Source organism: Pediococcus ethanolidurans (assembly GCF_964062635.1).
GTDB classification, from domain to species: Bacteria; Bacillota; Bacilli; order Lactobacillales; family Lactobacillaceae; genus Pediococcus; species Pediococcus ethanolidurans.
Map to the genome: position 1 here is coordinate 448,251 of NZ_OZ061250.1, position 18,730 is coordinate 466,980.

The window sequence follows — 18,730 nt, forward strand, 5'->3', positions numbered from 1 at the left end:
ATTTAACTAATAATTTTTTTTGCTATGAATTACGATTAAACTGAGAATAAATAATAAAATTCTGTGATAATTTTCGTGGAATAATTGGTTTAACTTTTTGCGTCTGGCAAGCGGTCAAAATAAGCGCCATAAAAATAGTACTTAAACCAACCATTAATCTGCTATATTTCATGCTATTATCCCCCAGTTATCAACATTTACGCAACTAAGTTCATTATATTACACTTGTACAATTCATGGGCTTAAACTCCCAAAATTCAAAAAAGCAACTTAATAAAATAAAAACGAGATTGAGAAAAATATCATTCTCAATCCCGACTTTATTAGGCTAAATAGTTTACAAAACTGCCTTACACATTTCGTTTTCTAAAAATCAAATAGCCTAAAAATAGAAAAACAATCACATAGCCCACATTACCTAATAGCAACTGATCTGTTGACAATCTCGTAAACGTTTTATACGTGGAATCTGTGATTTGATCCGTCAAAGATAACATATTGATTGGATTCCACTTTAGCCATTCCCATTTTGCGATCAGAGTAAACATTAAATTGGCAATGACACTACTTGCAAAGTAGCCAATAAAGCCGACTGACACGGCCACAGTAGCACTCTTAAACATTGTGGCCAATAATAAAACTAAACTTAAAATTAACCATAGTCCAATAAACTGACCACTCATTGTAATCCCCACATTTTCAATTAGTGTGTGCCCTCCTGCACCGATTTTGGAAAATGCAAAGGTATTATTGAACAAGCTCACTTTCAAAATAATTGTTAAAACAAATGCCAGAATATAGAGATAAAGTGAGTAAGCAAACATGACAAGCCATTTACTCATGAGTACTTGACCCCGATTATATTTGCGATACAGCAATTCCTTAACAGTTCCGTATTGAAATTCCATTGCCACAATAGCACCGCAAGCAGCAATCATTAAAAAAGTAATCCATAATGTTCCTGAAAAGTTATTATTAAACATGCCAACCGGACTAAAATACTTAGGATGTAGTTTTGCCAAAACAGCAAATAAAATCATCAAGCCAGCTAATAAAATAGTGGCAAAATAAGTACTTTTCTTACGTAATAATTTGAATGTCTCCTGATGAATTAACGTTAACATTTTATCCCCCTACTCCGTTACCTGATCATTGGCCAATAAAGTTAATAGCGATGTTTCTAAATCGCTTTGCTGATGTTGAATATCTAAAATTTCAAGATCATTTTCCACAAACAACTTCAAAATTGGCATTAATTTTTGATCTTTATTTTCAAGAACCTTCACTTCTTTGCTTTCACTTAACTGATAACCAGCCTCTGTTAATAATTGGGCCGCCTTTATATCGTCAACCGTCTTAATCACCAGGTATTTCTTTCCTCTATTCATTAAATCTTGCATAGACGATTGCGACACAATTCGTCCTTTATCAATAACTAAAACATCATTTACTAATTTTTCTAATTCACTTAAAATGTGGCTTGAAATTAAAATTGTGGTTCCTTTTTGAGCCAAATTCACGATCGTATTGCGAAGATCTTTATTGGACTCAGGATCTAATCCATTCATTGGTTCATCAAGCACAATAAAACTAGGATGATTTACTAATGCCAAGGCTATTCCTAACTTTTGCTTCATTCCTAGTGAATAGGATTTCGCTTTATTCTTAATATATTTCGCCATTTTTAACTCATTCACAACTTCATCAATACGCTGTTGTTGATCGTTGCCAGTGGCAAAAAGTTTTAAATGATCCGAACCGCTCAGAAAAGGATATATTCCTGGATATTCAATCAGTGCCCCCACATGTGCCAAACTATCATGTTTAGTGGCCGTTACTTTTTGACCTTCAACCATAATTTGACCTTGAGAAAAATCAGTCAAACCCAGAACCGTTTTCATGATCGTGGATTTCCCCGCTCCATTAGGTCCCACAAGCCCAACAATTCTACCTTTTTGAACGGTAAAACTAATGTCGTGTAAAACCTGTTTCTTACCGAAACTTTTATCAAGATGTTTAACCTCTAAAATATTTTCCATATTTTCCTCCATAAGTGGACTAGTTAATTACTCATGTAGCTAACTATATATGATCATGATTAAACTGTCAAGATTTAAAAAATTCAACCCTTTAAACAAAAAAAGAGAATCGACTTAATTTTGCCGGTTCTCTTAATTTAAATTATCTAACCAATTCATTAATTGTTGTTGTGCTGAGAGAACAAAATTTGGAATTTGAATCATTAATTTTGAAGTCACCTTTTCAATTAACTCTCGATAACTTATTAACAATACCTCTAAACTATGGCTAGTTTCCTCAATGGTTGTTTGATGATAGGTGCTTGCCAGCTTATTTCGTTCACTTAAAGACAATTCTTTCCAAACAAACTTACTTGAAACGCCGGCATCAAACTGACCTGCTTTTAAAATCGTCAGATAATATGCCCACATCTTTAACAACTCCGGTCGAACAATCTGATTTAACTGCTCATTTGCATAGATCAAATTATTTCTAGCCAGGCCTTTAACCACATTTCCTGCACACCAATAAAATTCCGTCACATGGTCGTTAAATTGGTCTTCAGTTGGTATCTTAACAAAATGTGAGGTTGCTGTTGTTTTTGTTAGTGAGAGCTTACCCAAACCACGACGCCAAACAATCGCATTAAGTGTATCTGCGTTTAAATAGTTATCGATATCCTTTACCGAAGCTATTTTCAAATCAATTCGTTTAGTACCCGCATAACGTGTTAGCCATATTTTCCATGTTGATGTGCTGGGACCAAATAACTGATCACTGTGCAATCTTTGCACAATGATTGGTTTACCAAATTGTCGAATCCACCATTCACCATCTTCTTGCTCTGGACTGTGTACAAACAAAGTAATATCCGTATCTGTCCATTTGTCTGCAGTGGTTTGTGGATTGTTTAAGGAGCCTTCAATTCCGACGGCCAAAACGTTTTGATTTTTTTCTGATAATGCAATGAATTTGTCAATAGTCATTCTGCACATCTCTTAACGTTGAATTAATCTAATATTCGTAAACAATTTTTGATTATTTTTTCCTTGGATCTTCTTGCATATATAACTGATTTTAATTTATAAATTTTTTTGCCCGATAAGCGTAATGTTTATATAAACCTGCATATCGATTATGGTAATCTTTTTTCCATGGTTTATCGCGTCCACAAAAATGGAGAATCACAGTATGGATAATAACCCAATCAAGATCCCATTGACCATTACTTAGCGCATAGTAAAATGGACTTCTTCGGGCATCAAAATTATATAGTTCATCCGGAATTTTTTTGATTTGATGGCCGTATAAACCATTTAACACATCCTGATCCGGCAAGAACAGGGATAGCTTGTTACGTTTAATATAATTAATAATGTCTACTTTTTTTACTTGTTTTCGAATGGCTGTTAAATTAAACAGTAACACTCCAGAGTTATAGTAGCTTTCAGCTTCATAGTTTCCTAATCGAAGCTTGTTAATCGGTTCGGTCACGTTGTTTGTTAACGCTGAATGACTGGCCGCAGCATACAACGAACCACTTAAATTCAGTTGATATATTGGGGTTAAATCATTAATCACCAGAATATCAACATCTAAATATAAAATACGATCTAAATTGTTAGGTAAATAATCTTGCGCTAACAAACGATAATAAATTGTCTCTGGATAACGATTAGTTACCGGAACATCCCCTAACAAAACATCTTTTAAAATAATTGGGTGATATTTAATTTCCAATTTCTTACAAAATGCGTCAATTTTGCCTGTTTTTTTTAGTTTATTTTTCTGAATGACATACACATTCAAAGGTTGATCGGGTGTGTTGATCACAATTGAATATAGGGTTGTTAACAGTTGATCAACCACGTGATTATCAATGGCAAACAGTAAATTCATATCCACAACATCTCCTGAATTCCATTATAATATAGCCAACCTTTAATATCTTACTGATGTACTCCCATATCTCCTAATCAACCGCATTCCATGCGTATTATTTCTTTTTACAGTAACTCCTTTAATCGAATGCCCGCGGCGCGCATATAACTGAATGGCCGAATAACTGGCATGATAACCCGTAAATGAATTGTTCTGAATGGAAACAGCTGTGGTATGCGGCATATGTCCATATTGATTTGAAATGATAATATCATTTTCCGGACGTGCCTGTTTTAACGTTGTGCTAAACGTATTATGATTAATTGTTAATGACTTAGAGGATTCAAAATGAACTGGTGCGCCAAAGTACTTGATATCTGCTCCCATTCCGCTCAAGCGAACAGCATTTTTTATCGTATTATAGGAAAAATTGATATGGGCAATCATCCGACGATTGCTGCTAATTGTGTCGTGCTGACCAATCGCTACCTGTGCTAACGAAATCAGCTTTCTTCCACTATATTCAGGAGCCCAAGTATTATGGGTAACGGTAATATAAGTTGAAGGTGCCCCATTAAAATGACCTTTCCCATATTTGTTAAACCCAGGGCCACCACTATTATAATTAGCATAGTCGGTTTGAATCGATTCACCATATTCACCATGATTTCCATTTTTACGCATGGTTGCAGTACTTAAAGTATGTCCGTATCCATAAAAATGGCTATTAGTAATCGTAACATTTGAGCAGCCCATCAAATCAAATATGTGACCGCCAATTCCACAGGCTTGATGAAAGGTTGCACCTCTAAACGTGGTCTTGGAATCCCGAAGCAAACGAGATTCGTGTCCTCCACCATAAAATGTACCACCTTCCCAATTTAATCCACTTATCAGGACCCCGTAAAAGAAACCAGCTTTTCCGGTAAAATTAGCTTTTGTGGCATTAATATGAACATTAGCTTTTGTTGGTAATTTAACGTTGCCATTCATTTTGAAATTACCAATCAGCGTAATCGTGACCGTACCAGCTTTTTCTCCTTTTACCAAGCCCTGTTGAGAAACCGTAGCCACACTAGTACGACTAGATTTCCACGTAAAACGTGGATTCTTTACATTAGTGATTCTACCTTTTAACTGTTTAGTCGCATCAACATTAACAGTTGAACTGCCGGTAATACTTAACTTAGGTTTAGGAACAGTGATTACAATCTGTTTTGTCTGTCCTTGATAAGCCAGCGTGATAATTGTCTCACCGGCTTTTTTCCCTCTTACCAATCCGCTCTGCGTAACAGTAGCCACATTGGTTTGACTGGAAGACCAAACAGGCTTAGCGTTTTTAACGTTTGTCACGGTTCCCTTCAATTGATCATTACCACCAATAATCACCGTTGAACTACCCGTGAGGTTTAATTGAGGCATCTCTGCAGCAGATGATTGCTTATCTGCTGATGAAGTGGCTGAACTTGACGCCGCCCTGGAGGTTGAATCACTCGAAGCTGCCGAACTCGCTGTATCCGTGGTTGAAGCTTGTACCTGCCCTTGATATGTATAAATTAACCCAAATAGCACTAATAAACTACTCAAATAAATCAGAATTTTTTTCATAGTATTGTTATATCCCCCCTACGATATAATCGTACCATTAATAAGTTATGATTTCATAATTATTCCTCAACAGGCATTCTAATATGTATTTTCTTATAAAAATGATATGCTGAAATAAATAAATCACCCAACTCTCAGCTCTGTAAAGGATATTTGTGATGAAAATTATTAAAGTAAGCAGCTCCGAAAATGACCTTCAGTCAAGTATTAGTGAAATTTTTGTAGAAGGTTTCTATCAATGGTTAAAATTCTTTTCAAAAGATAAGATCAAATTAGCACACGCATTTTCGCACGCATTTAATGCTGATGTTTTTTATGTGGCAGTTGAAAACGACGAAACGTTGGGTTTTGCGGCTTGTACCATTCAATTAAACCAACGTGAGTTGCGGCAATACTTAGGATTTATCATGGGTACAGTTGCCTATCGCGTATTAAAAAACGAATTCGAAGATAAACCTTACCCTTTTGAAATTACACAAGACATGGGAACCATTGAATTTGTCGCCACTTCTAGTAAACACCGTGGTAAAGGTGTCGCAACGCAAATTATTCAACATATTCATGCACATACGCCGTTTAAAAAATATGTCTTAGAAGTTGCAGACACCAATATCAATGCCATTCGATTATATAAAAAATTAGGCTATCAAGTTTTTAAACGAGTCCCCGAACCACACAGCAAACAAAGTGGGTTTAATTACTATTTATACATGCAATTTGTTAAAAATAACGTTTAGCTTGTCCATTAACCGAAAGCTAGTTACCATTCATAAATAAAAGGATTTTGACTTTTTTCCTTTTAAATTTTTTTATTTTTTTGTGTCCACAAAAAGCTGTTCCTGTCACTATGATTAGTGATAACTTCTTAACTAAAGGTTGAAAGTTCAAAACACATCTCGTTGCCTGATATAAAAGCGTTCTTGGTAACAAAATTAGATTAAAATGCCGTCCTACGGGCTTACCCGGTCTGGAAGACGGATTTTAGACTATTTTTTATAAGTTAAGTCGTTTAACATCAGTTATTGACGTGATTTTGATACTTTCAACCTTTAATTTAAAGCAAAAAAAGTACCCCATTATAATAACGGAGTACTTCAATACTAAAAATCTGGTCTTACGAACCAGAATTTAAATTAAATTAGTCAAGCTTTGTCTTGTTTTGAACTTCAAGTTTGTCGTTGAAGTCATAAACAACTGGTTCGCCAGTTGCCATTTCAAGATTCATGATATCTTCATCTGAAATGTTTTCGATATATTTGCTTAAAGCACGTAATGAGTTACCATGTGCGGCAATGATAACATTCTTACCATCTAATAACTTAGGAGCGATTTCGTCTTCCCAGAAAGGAATAACACGTTCCAAAGTAACCTTAAGATTTTCGCCACCAGGAATCATACGTGGGTCTAAGTTAGCATAACGACGATCTTTTGCTGCTGAACCTTCAGCATTTGCATCCAACAATGGAGGCAAAACATCGTATGAACGACGCCAGATATGAACCTGTTCATCGCCCCATTTTTCAGCTGCTTTAGCTTTGTTTTGGCCTTGTAAAGCACCATAATGACGTTCGTTTAAGCGCCATGTTTTAACTTCGGGGATCCAAAGTTGGTCAGATTCCTCTAAAGCATAGTGTAAAGTCTTGATTGCACGAGTTAATACTGAAGTGAAAGCATAATCAAATTCAATGCCTTGTTCCTTGATTAACTTACCAGCGTTCTTTGCTTGTTCTACACCTTTTTCGCTTAAGTCAACATCGACCCAGCCAGTAAATCGGTTAGACAAGTTCCATTCACTTTGACCATGACGGATTAATACTAATTTTGCCATAATGTGAAAAAACCTCTTTCTTTTTTTAAGTTTACAGTTGTTATTTTACACTAAAACGAAACAATTTGCAGGATCATTTCAAACGTTTAAAAATATTAAACTTTTGCCTCTTTTTATTGAGCAGCTTCACTCACTGAAATTCCCTTTTGTGCAGCCTCTTTAATGATATTTCGCACATCTTGATCACTAAATTGACCTGATTTGTTTCCTAATTCTTGACGTGCATTATTAATCTGACTTTGCGTAATTACTTTACCATTTAATTCCTTATCTTTTTTGGTCACCGTATATTCATTACTACCAGAATAATTGTCAGCTGCCTGTTTCTCGGCCGAGCTTAAATTAGGAGCTGGGAGTGTAGAAATGCTATTACTACTGGATGACGCTGAAGCTCCAGTTGTTCCATCAGTAGCCGTACTATCATTACCGTTAGAACTGTTTTGTGCGGAACTAGATGTAGAACCAGGCATTACCGCCTGGGACAAACCTGTTTTATTGCTCTTTTGAAGTTGTTTAGCGGTCTTCCACTGCGACGTGTAGTATGCTTTCTTAAATTCCTTAGTATTAAACAAGGTATCGAGTTGTTGATTCGAAAGGGTAAATTCCTGCGCCTCATTCAATTCACGTGCGTACTTCAAAACTTTATTGTACTTGGTAATATTTTTTTGAACCTTTTTAATTTCTTGAATCTTCTCATGTGATCGCGAATTTAAAACCTCTGAACCATGATGAATTTTATAAACTTGTGCAAATGTGTTCTTGGAAGTACCAAAACGATGATTTTCCAATTGGTTCATTGCGCTGACAAAGACTTTAGTTTGTTTCAATCTATGTGTGGCAACTGCGTCATTATTTCGCCGCGTTAAAGCTTCCTGAAAGTAGTTTTCAGCTGCCGTATAATTATTATCATTAATTGCCGCCGCAGCATTTTCCATATCCATGTGATACTGCTTTTCAATTGATTGGTGTCGTGAAAAGTCATAGCCCCCCACAATTAAAATCACAACAAATGTTACGATTACCCATGTCCATTTCCTCAAACGTGCCACCCCCAAATCTGTCGGTCCTTACTTAGCCGACGCATACGATAATTATAACATGTTATCAATCTTAAAAGCGTTTTACCGTTTTACAATAACCTTAAAATTCGAAAAAATGAATTAGGGAGCGTATAATAATCATGTTTAATCTTGTTATTCATAAGAGAAAGGATTCGAATCGATGTTAGAGAAAAAATTTTACAAAACATTTTTTAAACACTCCTTCAATATTCCCATTAAAGTTAATTATTGGGATGGTAGTTCTGAAACTTACGGAGATGGCAATCCCGAAGTTACAATTACCTTAAATGAGGCTGTCCCTGTTAAGCAGATCATCAGCAATGCATCCATTGCGCTTGGTGAAGCCTATATGGATGGCAAAATTGAAATTGATGGCAGTATTCAAGCTTTATTAACCTCAGCGTATGAAACAGCTGGTAGTTTCTTCCATAATAAGAAGTTTATCCATTTTCTTCCTAAGCAAAAGCATGACGAAAAGGAAAGCAAATCGGATGTCCAGGATCATTATGATATTGGTAATGATTTCTACAGATTATGGTTAGATCCAACGATGACTTATTCATGTGCCTACTTCGAAAAAGATACAGATGACCTCGAAACGGCACAAATTAATAAAGTGCATCATATTTTGAACAAGCTGCATCCACAACCTCGACGAACCTTGTTGGATATTGGCTGTGGCTGGGGAACTTTAATGCTGACTGCCGCAAAAGAATATGATTTGCGTGTTGTTGGTGTGACACTTTCACAGGAACAATTCAATTTAGTTAATCAAAAGATTAAAGATGAGGGCTTGGAAAACGTGGCTGAAGTCCGTTTACAAGACTATCGTGAAATCAAAGATGAACAATTTGATTACATTACCAGTGTTGGCATGTTTGAACATGTGGGTAAAGAAAATCTCCAAACATACTTTAAGTGTGTTTCCGACTACCTGAAAAAAGATGGTGTGGCTTTGATTCATGGCATCACACGTCAACAGGGTGGCGCAAACAATGGTTGGTTGAATAAATGGATTTTCCCAGGTGGTTATGTGCCTGGTTTGGAAGAAAATATTCATCATATTATTGAAAACGATATGCAGATTGATGATTTGGAGCCTTTGCGTCGTCATTATCAAAAGACAACGGAAATTTGGGATAAGAACTTCAACGAGCATCGTGAAGAAATTACAAAGATGTTTGACGAACGGTTTGTGAGAATGTGGGATCTTTATTTGCAGGCGTGTTCGGCATCATTTGAGTCGGGAAATATTGATGTTATCCAGTACTTGTTGACAAAGGGTGCGGGAGCAAGCAGCAATGTGTTGCCGATGACAAGAGAGTATATGTATAAATAGTGAGCGAGGCAAAGCGATAAAAGGCGATAAATAAGTGTGACGGATGCGGGATCGTAATCCCGCGGGAGTCATGCTTATTTATCGCCTTTTGCTTTGCCGAGCTGTCCTAGAATAGTGAGCAAAACAAAGCGGTTAGATTCAGATAAATAAGCGGGATGAAAGCCAGGCAAATGCCGGACTGAGAATCCTGCTTATTTATCTGAAGCTGCTTTGTGAAGCTGTCCTAAAAATTAAGTGAGCGGAACAAAGCGTTTAGATTCAGATAAATAAGCGGGATGAAAGTCAGGCAAATGCCGGACTGAGAATCCTGCTTATTTATTTGAAGCTGCTTTGTGAAGCTGTCCTAAAAATTAAGTGAGCGGAACAAGTCGGGTTGTCATAATAAGTAACCCAACACCGTTTTACCTATTCCAAACTGGTTATTTATTAATTTAAGCTGTTCGTTTATTAATTTTGTTTGCCCATTTATAAACACGATTGAAAAATCTAAATGAATCTTGGTAACAGAAAACGGCTAAAAGTAAAAACATAGGTAAAAATTGAATTAAGTAGCGGCTACGACCACCTTCAAAAATTAACAAATACACAAACCCACCAATAACCGCCAATCTTAATATTTGAACAAATTTAGTCTGTTTGTGCCATCCAAATGCAATTAAGCTAAGCCAAATAATCCACCAGAATTGTGCTAAAAAGCGAAAGTCGCCTAGTTTCGTTCCATATAAATAAACGAATTCTCGTAACTGTTTTGAAAATCCATGGCCATGTGGTTTTGGATTTTCGTTAATAAAGTGTCCTTCTTTTACCCAAGCAAATGACCCGTCCGCTGTATTATTTCGTTGTTTATTAAATAGAAAAATTATGTAGCCCACCAGACCTTTTTTCTTCAGGCGAGCCAACCACACTTTTTTAGAATAGTTTATTCTTCCTTGCTTTGTGGGAATTTCTGCCATTTTTAAGGCATCTGCTGCATTATAACCACCCGTTCCATATGCACCCATGCTGATAAAATGAATAGCCGGAATTTCACGAGCTGTATTAACTTGAATATGAGTTTGTTGCTTAATACTTTGATTCACAGAATAATATGTAACGGCAGAAGCAAATACCACACAAAAAATTAGTCCAAATCGAGAAATCCATTCTTTAAAAGAATGTTTTTGTTTTAAAAGATATAGGATTTCCACCAAAACAATTGCAATAACTCCAACAATTGCAGAAGGTTTCATAAAGTAGGCACCAATCACGGTAATGCCTAAACCAATGGCCGCTAACAATTTCCAATACCATTTTAGTCGCTTCTTTATAAGAATGCTATAACATAAAATGTATCCAGACACGAAGGGTAATACCCAAGTATCCGTATATGGCACAATTATCATTGGAAAAATTAGCAACCACAAAGCATGTAAATACATGGCGGCAGCTATTCTTTTTTTGTCTATTACAAATACACAGAGGATATTTAACAGTGCAGATAAATCAACGAAAAAGACAGTCCATAAATCAAAAAATAACCATGATCTCATTGAAAAAAGATGACTCAAAAATAGTTGGGCTAATAAGATCGGCATATTATTATAATTCAAACTAAAATAGGCCTTAATTTCAGTATCCGTTGTATTGGTTAAAGCTTGATGGATAGCACCAACGTCAAAGCCAATCTGCGGATGGACGTTAAAAATAAAAACGAATTGCCATAAAATTACCACAAGCAACAACATTAAAGCAGTTCTAAATTTTTGAACAATAAACACTTGTCTTGCCCATTGCCTAAACCGTGGATAAGCAAGTATACAAGTTAAGATACCCACACCTATAATTAGCAACCACGTTATAAATAATGTTGTCCCAGCTCCAGTAATCTTATTGTCACCCAAAATAATATTCGGTGAAGTTACCGCAAACAAAAGGGTTAAAAAAAAGAAGCCGTTAAATAAATTGGTTATCGTTTTGTTTCCAAAATTAAAAAGTTTATTTGTCATATAACTCCACCACACATTTACTGGTTATCAACTTCAATACTATATGATCGCGTTGGTGATTCACTTACTTCAATTCTAATTAATTGTGCTGAAAGTTGTTCCATCTCTGGTGTAATCAAATCAAACAACCAAATAGTGACATTTTCTACAGTTGGATTAATCTCGCAGATTTTATAATCAAGTTAGCCACCTTGTAAAAATGGTCAAATAAAAAGACACCAAGACGAAAAAATCAGGTATCATTGAAGTTCCTACACTAAACAATGAAAGAGGTTTTCGTCTTGGCGCAAGAACAGCTTACCATATCTCACTCAAAGGGTCATCATTTAACACCAATTGAACGTGGAAAAATTGCGGGATTGCTTGCTGCAGGCAAATCTGCTCGTCAAATTGCGACGGAACTTGGTGTTTGCCATCAAACTATCAATAACGAACTCAAACGTGGCTGTGTTCAACAGGTAAAGAAGATTAATGGTAAAGAACAGTACTTCAATATCTATGCTCCTGATACAGCTCAAATTCGTTATGAAATGAATCGTCAGCACTGTCATCGACCATTAAAATTCAAACACATTACTAATTTTTTGGCCTACTTTGATGATCATTTCCATCAAGATCATTGGTCACCTGATGCAGCAGTTGGCTTCGCCCACAAACATCATTTATTTAAGCGTACAGAGATGGTCTGCACTAAGACCCTCTATAACTATATTGATGCGCAATTATCAGAAATCCGCAATCTTGATTTGCTTGAGAAAACCAAACGGCGTACGAAACATCACTGGTCGCATAAACATCGACGTTTGATTGGTAAAAGTATTGAAGAACGACCTAAGCGTGTCGACAAGCGCAATGAATTTGGCCACTTTGAAATTGATACCGTGGTTGGTAAACGTAGTGGCCATGAAAGTGTCCTATTGACCTTCACTGAACGTAAAACTCGTTTTGACTTTATTCGTTTGATTGAAGGCAAAGATGCTGACTCCGTAGCCTATGCCATTAAAGGGATTTGTGCTGAATTTGGTGATCTGATCAAATCCGTTACCGCTGACAATGGAACGGAGTTCACAACCTTGGAAGAAGCTTTAACTGGCATTGCTGATATCTATTATGCCCATCCGTATAGTTCTTCTGAACGAGGAACCAATGAAACTCATAACCGCATGATTAGACGTTATTTACCTAAAGGATATTCATTAGATACAATTAGTCCTAAGACTGTTGCCCTGGTTGAAGCACGTCTCAACCAACTACCACGACGTATCTTAAAGTACCAAACACCTGAAAAAGCTTTTCAGATTGAAGCAGCGCGCGCTCGCAAAACTCGCATTGCTTAATCATTTATTCCAATCTTCAATAGATATTCTGACATGCCCCGCAACTTCGCCTGCGGGGTGGCTAACTTGTTCTTGCAATTTGCGGTTGGATTAATCTCCTTAAAATAAGGTAATTTGTTCAAAAATTTACCCGAAAAGCTATCGAGGACATCTTTAATTGCCTGTTCAATATCACGGAAAACGATCATATGGTCACCTTTACTGCGAATCTCACAAACAATTTTCCATGTATGAATGTGTTGCTGCCCCTCTCCTGATTTCCACCGCATAGCATGACTAGCATTAACGTAGGACTTTATTTTGTAAGTATGCACTAATTTCATATTTATTCCTTCTTACGCTTTTTTAGATTTTTGAAATCACTTCGAATTATTGAACCGACACCTTTTGCTTCTTGATCAAACTTCTCCGAATTCCATGCCGCTATCTCTGTCATTCCGTTGATTGTACCTACTAAACGAATGCAGGAACAGATAAAATTATAAATTGGCTGACTAAAAGCTACCCACCACTGATGTGCATAAAATTTGTTTTCATCTGGAAAGTCCCGTAATAGCAACCTTACACAGATATAATTTAACAGACTAACCAATATATATAATAAGTAAATTGCAACATATGACATTCCCATCATTAATGCAGAATAGCGAAAAAATAGTAAAGCGATACTTGCAAACAACCATATCATTTTTGGAAAAAGAAAAGTATGGTCTATCATCATTCGTCGAATTAAAAAATCATTGAAGAAATTACGCACAGATATATTTTTTGTATGTTGATGCATAACTTCGATTTCACCACGTTGCCATCTCTGTCGCTGGGTGTACAAATTATCCAAACTCGGAATAGGCTCAATATAAAAAATGGCTGACGTACAGATAGCAACCTTGCGTTTCAATTTATCCCGAATTTGAAATGTCATATCAGTATCTTCACCCAACGTATCGACATTGTACATAAAGGTATTCAGTAAGGCTTCTTTACGAAAAGCTGAAAATGCGCCTGACATCGTAAATAACTGATTGTTTCTGGCTTCAATGGTTCTACCAGACAAAAAAGCTTGCGCATATTCAAAATACTCATTGTACTGAAGAATTTTTAAATGCCACGGCTTTTTTTGCCTAATCATTTTCTTTGCCGGTAAAATTGTTCCCGTCAAAGCCGCCACCTTATAATCATTCTCAAATTGAAGAACCATATTCATCAAAGCATTTTTTTCTAGTACACCATCACTGTCAATGTTAATAATATAAGTTCCAATGCTTTCATAAATGGCTGTATTTAAGGCAGAAGCTTTGCCACGTTGGGTATGAATTAATTGCATATTCATATCTGCAAACTTATTTTGAGCTTTCACAAAAGCACCAAAACTATCATCCGTACTTTGATTATCAGCCAGAATAACCTGAACAAGTTCCGTTGGATAGGTTGAGTCATGAATAGATTGAATACAATTAAATAATGTCTCTTCTGAATTATATACAGGTACCATCAACGAAATAAATGGCATTTTTGCCGGCATTGTTAGCCGTTTTCGATGAAACGTTTTTATCAATAGGCGGATACCTGAAACAAATGCTGGAATGATTTCTACTACGATTGGAATTAAAGCCCACGTTATCCAGAAACCCATTTTAAACAGCGTTAAATTAAGCCAATAACCCACATTAATTATCCTTTCGTTGTTCCAATATATCTCTTAAAACGATCGATTTTTATTTTAAATACATGATACAAGCCTTGCGAAAGCTGAGAATAAGTAAAAACATCATAATATAAGATAATCACGAGTATATAGAAAACTAATCGTCCAAAGATTGAATGGGCCAAAAAGAAAAGCTGACCACCACCAAAATGAACAATTATTATCACCGTGATCAATCGAATCACATTAGCAATGTAAATCCATAACGTGCCAACAATTGAAAAAAACACGCGCTCTGGTCTATTATACATAGGTAGAAACATAACCAGACTTATAAAGGCCGTTGTTTCAATGATACCTGAACATTCATAATCAATGGACATAGTTACAGGAACAGTTGGATTAAAAATACTAACCAATCCATACTTTGTCATAACAGAACTCATTCCTGTTAAGGCATTAAACCATTTAATGCCATTAATTACTGCATGCGTAAAAAACCACACCCAATATGGATCACTAAGTGCAATTAATATAAAAAAAAGGCCGCCACTTCCAACGATAAAATGAAAGGCTGAAAGTTGAGCTCTTTTTAATACAGATAAAGCATATAACCAGATCACTATTCCAATGAGCAAATAAATACTCATTTAATTTCCTTCAACATGTTCTTTCTACGTTTTTTATTAGGTAATACAATTACAAAAAACAGGGCAATAATGAAACCAGTTCCCGCTAACAAAACTGGGCCAGTACTACCTCCCGTAGTTTGAAGCTTTCCAGTCCAAAGGTTACTGTTAGCTAACGTAATAGTTTGTCCAGAAGTATCCGAACTGCTGCCCAATACGGAGAATGGTATAGCACATTCCAAAACATATCCGTTACCTTGAACTGACTCTCCTTGACCATTTTTCTGAGTCAATTCTTGATTGGCTACATAAGCATCGTCATCAAATGTCGAATCTGCTCCCGTTTTTTCATTATAAACATTTACTGACACGGCCTGTTTTTGACCAACATCAAGCGTAACCGTACTATTATTATTAAACGAAATATCATAAATTATACCGCCAACATTTAGTTGATATCCACTTGCTTGAAAAGTAGCATAACCACTAGTGCTGCCGTTTCCTAACTTAGGCATCATTGCTACATAAAAATAAACATTTTTATTATCAGCTAGTAAAGCAGCCTTTTTCAAATTATCTTGATCGCCAGAAATATACATGTCCGAAAGGGTTTTATCAGCCCAATCACTAAAATCTCCATCGATTTTAATGCCTAGATTTTCGGAAGTATTATTATTGGTTGCTTGTGTTGAATCTGAACTTGCCTGATCATCACTAGATCCTGCTAAAGCCTGACTAGCTGCATTTTCACTGCTAGAAGTACTAGAACTATCAGTAGAACTTGAAGTTGTTGTACTTGAAGTTGTTGCTGTACTAGACGAACTAGATTGCGTAGAATCTGGGACAATTTTTCCAGAAGCTGCTTCACTGCCTAAGCCCGAGTTAGAAAAATTCAGATCTTGTGTTACTGCTGGTGTTTGTATGTTCAATGCTTTCAGTGATAGTTGTCCATCAATTGTTCGAACCGTACTATTTGAAATAATTGTCGCAGTCCCGACATTATTTATGGTTTGCCAATTTGTACCACTTCCAATTGCCGAAATAGTAGTCGATCCAGATGCCGCACTAAAACTAAGCGTATACCCTTGTGTCCCAATCACTAAATAGTAATTGTTAGTCGGTATATCTTAAACCATTCCTCCCATATCAACATGAAAATAGACATTTGTTGAATCTCCAGTAACAGCAAAGGTTCCCTTTCCGTTGTATCCCACTGATGTGGATGCAATCGTACTCCAATCAGGTGTGTCTACCGTGGAAGCTGCAACCATACTGCTGGTTCCAATTAAGATTCCGAAAAATGTAATTATGAATAATAAAATTTTACGCAAAATTTCAAGCCTCCCATTGGATTAAATATTTTCCAATAATTACCGTACATTTTTATACTAAACTACTTTTCATTGCTATTATAGCACTATTTAACAAGATCTATTACTCTCTAAAATGCTTAAATAACGCCATTTATAGGCTGCTTAGAACCTTTTATCATCAAAAAGTCGGTGTTTATACAAATTCTTTTTATTTAAAGCAAAAAAAGTCAAAAAAACTATAAAAAAAAGAAGCCAGTCTAAAAATAGATTACTGGTTTCTTGCGTTTTTAAATTACCATCGATAATAGCATCACTGCCACTAACCCGAATACTACTGAAATCGCCATTGATCTCGTCCAATATGAGATGATTATAACAATTACGGAAGCCAAAATTAAATCAAAATTTCCGGATGAAATAAAATGATAAGTACCAGAAATAAAGATATCTTTTACAACAATTGCCGTAAACAAAGAAACTGGCACGTATTTCATCCAGTCATTAAACCATTCTGGAATTTTTCGATTTGAAAAGAACAAAATCGGTATATATCGAGGACCAAATGCCACAAAAAATCCTAAAATAACAATCAGTAAATGGTCAGTTACACTATAATGCATATTACAATCTCCCGGAATTCATCTGAATTAGATTTCGATATCTTCCTTATCAACTTCTGGTTGTCCTGATGGATCGTGAATTTTATACAGTAAATGACTGTTAGGCCATCGTTTAGTTACATAACTTTCGATCATAAATCCTAAGAATGAGGCAATCAAAGTCGAAATAACTAACCCTAACGTACTCTTAGTTAACAACATAAAGAATGCCGCCAAAATACCGGCAATTACTGAGATCAGTAAAATCAAACGTGTTTTAATTTGCATCACAATCATATATAAGAACAAAGCCGTTAGTGCAAAATTAACTACTGTCAAATCAATTTTAACCGCACTACCAATTAAGCTTCCAATGACATTGGATACCGTCCAAACTAGCAACGACCAATGCTCAACTTGCAGTGCATCTTTAGGTGTCCAGTTACGGTCGGTTACAAATTTTAGATAATTAATTGCATAATTTTCATCATTCATTGAAATAGCAAAGAAAAATAAGAAACGGTGATTTTGTCCCTTTAAATACCCTGCTAAACTAGATCCTAAAAGTGCATAACGTAATTCCAAGAAAAAAAGCATTAAAATAATCGTTAAAATTGGTGCGGTTGTTGTGAGCATTTGAGCGATCATAAACTGTGCACCACCTGAGAATACAAAAACAGATACTAGCCCAGTTAAAATCGTATTAAAACCGGCTGCATGTAGAAGAATCCCACAGGCCAGTCCAATTGGTGTGTAACTCAGGCACAATGGCCAGGCTTCCTTAAGCGTCACCCGCCATTGTGGTCCATTTTCAAGCTGTTTCACAATTCTTTCCTCCAACGGATCTTCAAAGTTGGACCATTCTTACTGAAATTTATAGAAAACACTGCGAAATCATTTTAACATTTTCAAAGTATATTGAATAGTGCCTTTTTTAGACATTTTTAATAAACTCACTGTTAAAAAATAAAATTAAATGAAAACGTGTTAAACAGCCTTACCCAGAATCTTCAAATCCATTAAATTTCTATCAAGTTCAGCAACCTTCGGCAACGTTCCCCAGGTTTCATAACCCAATTTTTTGAATAAACCTAAGCTTGGTAAATTTGCGTCAAAAATTAAGCAAACAATATTTTTAATTTCTAAACTGGGGGCCTTTTGTTCCGCGTATTGAACCATTTTGGTTCCTAAACCTAAATGTTGAAATTGACGATCAATATAAATACTGATTTCAGACGTAATATGATAAGCAGCACGTGGATGATAAGGCGACAAGCTGACCCAGCCAGCTCGTTTATCATCTAACCATGCCACCCAAATTGGGTGTGCATCTGGTTTGTGAGCTTCAAACCATGGCAGCCGTTGTTCAACCGTAACTGGTTGTAAAGACGCCGTCACAATATGACTCGCAATTGTTTGATTATAAACAGAAACAATAAAAGGTAAATCCTCTTTGGTTGCTAATTTAAACTGAACTTCACTCATT

21 protein-coding genes are annotated in these 18,730 nt (G+C 35.9%); 3 read left to right on the forward strand and 18 right to left on the reverse strand.

Going from position 1 to position 18,730, the window contains the following annotated elements; genetic code table 11:
* Positions 1–22: 22 nt before the first annotated feature.
* The 6 genes from AB3219_RS02195 to AB3219_RS02220 all read right to left on the reverse strand — a co-directional run bounded on the left by AB3219_RS02195 (position 23) and on the right by AB3219_RS02220 (position 5,508).
* Positions 23–172 (reverse strand): hypothetical protein, encoded by a 150-nt coding sequence (locus AB3219_RS02195; RefSeq protein ID WP_253953516.1) that lies wholly within the window; start codon positions 170–172, stop codon positions 23–25.
* Between the two features lie 178 nt (positions 173–350).
* Complete coding sequence (locus AB3219_RS02200; RefSeq protein ID WP_216753291.1) at positions 351–1,124, reverse strand: ABC transporter permease; 774 nt, start codon at positions 1,122–1,124, stop codon at positions 351–353.
* A gap of 9 nt (positions 1,125–1,133) precedes the next feature.
* The gene (locus tag AB3219_RS02205) at positions 1,134–2,039 is read right to left on the reverse strand and encodes an ABC transporter ATP-binding protein (protein ID WP_260365404.1); all 906 of its coding nucleotides are present in this window, start codon (positions 2,037–2,039) and stop codon (positions 1,134–1,136) included.
* Between the two features lie 132 nt (positions 2,040–2,171).
* Positions 2,172–3,005: an aminoglycoside 6-adenylyltransferase gene (locus AB3219_RS02210; protein ID WP_260365405.1), complete on the reverse strand. Its 834-nt coding sequence runs from the start codon at positions 3,003–3,005 to the stop codon at positions 2,172–2,174.
* A 91-nt stretch (positions 3,006–3,096) separates the two neighbouring features.
* The gene (locus tag AB3219_RS02215) at positions 3,097–3,918 is read right to left on the reverse strand and encodes a glycosyltransferase family 8 protein (RefSeq protein ID WP_216753294.1); all 822 of its coding nucleotides are present in this window, start codon (positions 3,916–3,918) and stop codon (positions 3,097–3,099) included.
* A 42-nt stretch (positions 3,919–3,960) separates the two neighbouring features.
* On the reverse strand, positions 3,961–5,508 hold the full coding sequence (locus AB3219_RS02220; protein ID WP_260365406.1) for an Ig-like domain-containing protein: 1,548 nt from the start codon (positions 5,506–5,508) through the stop codon (positions 3,961–3,963).
* A gap of 158 nt (positions 5,509–5,666) precedes the next feature.
* Between AB3219_RS02220 and AB3219_RS02225 the strand changes: the two genes are divergently transcribed.
* Positions 5,667–6,245 (forward strand): N-acetyltransferase, encoded by a 579-nt coding sequence (locus AB3219_RS02225; RefSeq protein WP_260365407.1) that lies wholly within the window; start codon positions 5,667–5,669, stop codon positions 6,243–6,245.
* 401 nt (positions 6,246–6,646) lie between these two features.
* On the opposite strand, the gene AB3219_RS02230 is transcribed toward AB3219_RS02225, so the two are convergent.
* Together AB3219_RS02230 and AB3219_RS02235 are read right to left on the reverse strand one after the other, a co-directional pair.
* The gene (locus tag AB3219_RS02230; protein WP_216753297.1) at positions 6,647–7,336 is read right to left on the reverse strand and encodes a 2,3-diphosphoglycerate-dependent phosphoglycerate mutase; all 690 of its coding nucleotides are present in this window, start codon (positions 7,334–7,336) and stop codon (positions 6,647–6,649) included.
* Positions 7,337–7,449: 113 nt separating this feature from the next.
* Positions 7,450–8,376, reverse strand: coding sequence for a hypothetical protein (locus AB3219_RS02235; RefSeq protein WP_216753298.1), 927 nt, complete (start codon positions 8,374–8,376; stop codon positions 7,450–7,452).
* A gap of 181 nt (positions 8,377–8,557) precedes the next feature.
* Between AB3219_RS02235 and AB3219_RS02240 the strand changes: the two genes are divergently transcribed.
* Positions 8,558–9,736 carry a cyclopropane-fatty-acyl-phospholipid synthase family protein gene (locus tag AB3219_RS02240; RefSeq protein ID WP_057807419.1) on the forward strand — a complete coding sequence of 393 codons (1,179 nt, stop codon included), beginning with the start codon at positions 8,558–8,560 and terminating at the stop codon, positions 9,734–9,736.
* A 431-nt stretch (positions 9,737–10,167) separates the two neighbouring features.
* On the opposite strand, the gene AB3219_RS02245 is transcribed toward AB3219_RS02240, so the two are convergent.
* Both AB3219_RS02245 and AB3219_RS02250 read right to left on the reverse strand, forming a co-directional pair.
* Positions 10,168–11,721: a TIGR03766 family XrtG-associated glycosyltransferase gene (locus AB3219_RS02245; RefSeq protein WP_260365408.1), complete on the reverse strand. Its 1,554-nt coding sequence runs from the start codon at positions 11,719–11,721 to the stop codon at positions 10,168–10,170.
* Positions 11,722–11,738: 17 nt separating this feature from the next.
* Positions 11,739–11,891: a 6-carboxytetrahydropterin synthase gene (locus AB3219_RS02250; RefSeq protein WP_311735513.1), complete on the reverse strand. Its 153-nt coding sequence runs from the start codon at positions 11,889–11,891 to the stop codon at positions 11,739–11,741.
* Positions 11,892–11,984: 93 nt separating this feature from the next.
* Between AB3219_RS02250 and AB3219_RS02255 the strand changes: the two genes are divergently transcribed.
* Positions 11,985–13,058 (forward strand): IS30 family transposase, encoded by a 1,074-nt coding sequence (locus AB3219_RS02255; RefSeq protein WP_367369268.1) that lies wholly within the window; start codon positions 11,985–11,987, stop codon positions 13,056–13,058.
* Here the strand turns inward: AB3219_RS02255 and AB3219_RS02260 are convergent.
* The 8 genes from AB3219_RS02260 to AB3219_RS02295 all read right to left on the reverse strand — a co-directional run bounded on the left by AB3219_RS02260 (position 13,055) and on the right by AB3219_RS02295 (position 18,729).
* The gene (locus tag AB3219_RS02260) at positions 13,055–13,381 is read right to left on the reverse strand and encodes a 6-carboxytetrahydropterin synthase (RefSeq protein ID WP_260365787.1); all 327 of its coding nucleotides are present in this window, start codon (positions 13,379–13,381) and stop codon (positions 13,055–13,057) included. The two genes, AB3219_RS02255 and AB3219_RS02260, sit on opposite strands and share 4 nt — an antisense overlap.
* Positions 13,382–13,383: 2 nt before the next feature.
* Positions 13,384–14,691, reverse strand: coding sequence for a TIGR03111 family XrtG-associated glycosyltransferase (locus AB3219_RS02265; RefSeq protein ID WP_272885372.1), 1,308 nt, complete (start codon positions 14,689–14,691; stop codon positions 13,384–13,386).
* 38 nt (positions 14,692–14,729) lie between these two features.
* Positions 14,730–15,353 (reverse strand): exosortase family protein XrtG, encoded by a 624-nt coding sequence (gene xrtG / locus AB3219_RS02270; protein ID WP_216753302.1) that lies wholly within the window; start codon positions 15,351–15,353, stop codon positions 14,730–14,732.
* Positions 15,350–16,432, reverse strand: coding sequence for a Firmicu-CTERM sorting domain-containing protein (locus AB3219_RS02275; protein ID WP_260365784.1), 1,083 nt, complete (start codon positions 16,430–16,432; stop codon positions 15,350–15,352). Before AB3219_RS02275 ends, xrtG begins: the two co-directional genes overlap by 4 nt.
* 27 nt (positions 16,433–16,459) lie before the next feature.
* On the reverse strand, positions 16,460–16,663 hold the full coding sequence (locus tag AB3219_RS02280) for a hypothetical protein (RefSeq protein ID WP_260365782.1): 204 nt from the start codon (positions 16,661–16,663) through the stop codon (positions 16,460–16,462).
* A 269-nt stretch (positions 16,664–16,932) separates the two neighbouring features.
* Positions 16,933–17,265, reverse strand: a complete 333-nt coding sequence (locus tag AB3219_RS02285) for an AzlD domain-containing protein (RefSeq protein ID WP_057807421.1) — start codon at positions 17,263–17,265, stop codon at positions 16,933–16,935.
* A 27-nt stretch (positions 17,266–17,292) separates the two neighbouring features.
* Positions 17,293–18,069 carry an AzlC family ABC transporter permease gene (locus AB3219_RS02290; RefSeq protein WP_216753304.1) on the reverse strand — a complete coding sequence of 259 codons (777 nt, stop codon included), beginning with the start codon at positions 18,067–18,069 and terminating at the stop codon, positions 17,293–17,295.
* 162 nt (positions 18,070–18,231) lie between these two features.
* Positions 18,232–18,729, reverse strand: a complete 498-nt coding sequence (locus AB3219_RS02295; RefSeq protein WP_260365780.1) for a GNAT family N-acetyltransferase — start codon at positions 18,727–18,729, stop codon at positions 18,232–18,234.
* Position 18,730 lies beyond the last annotated feature (1 nt).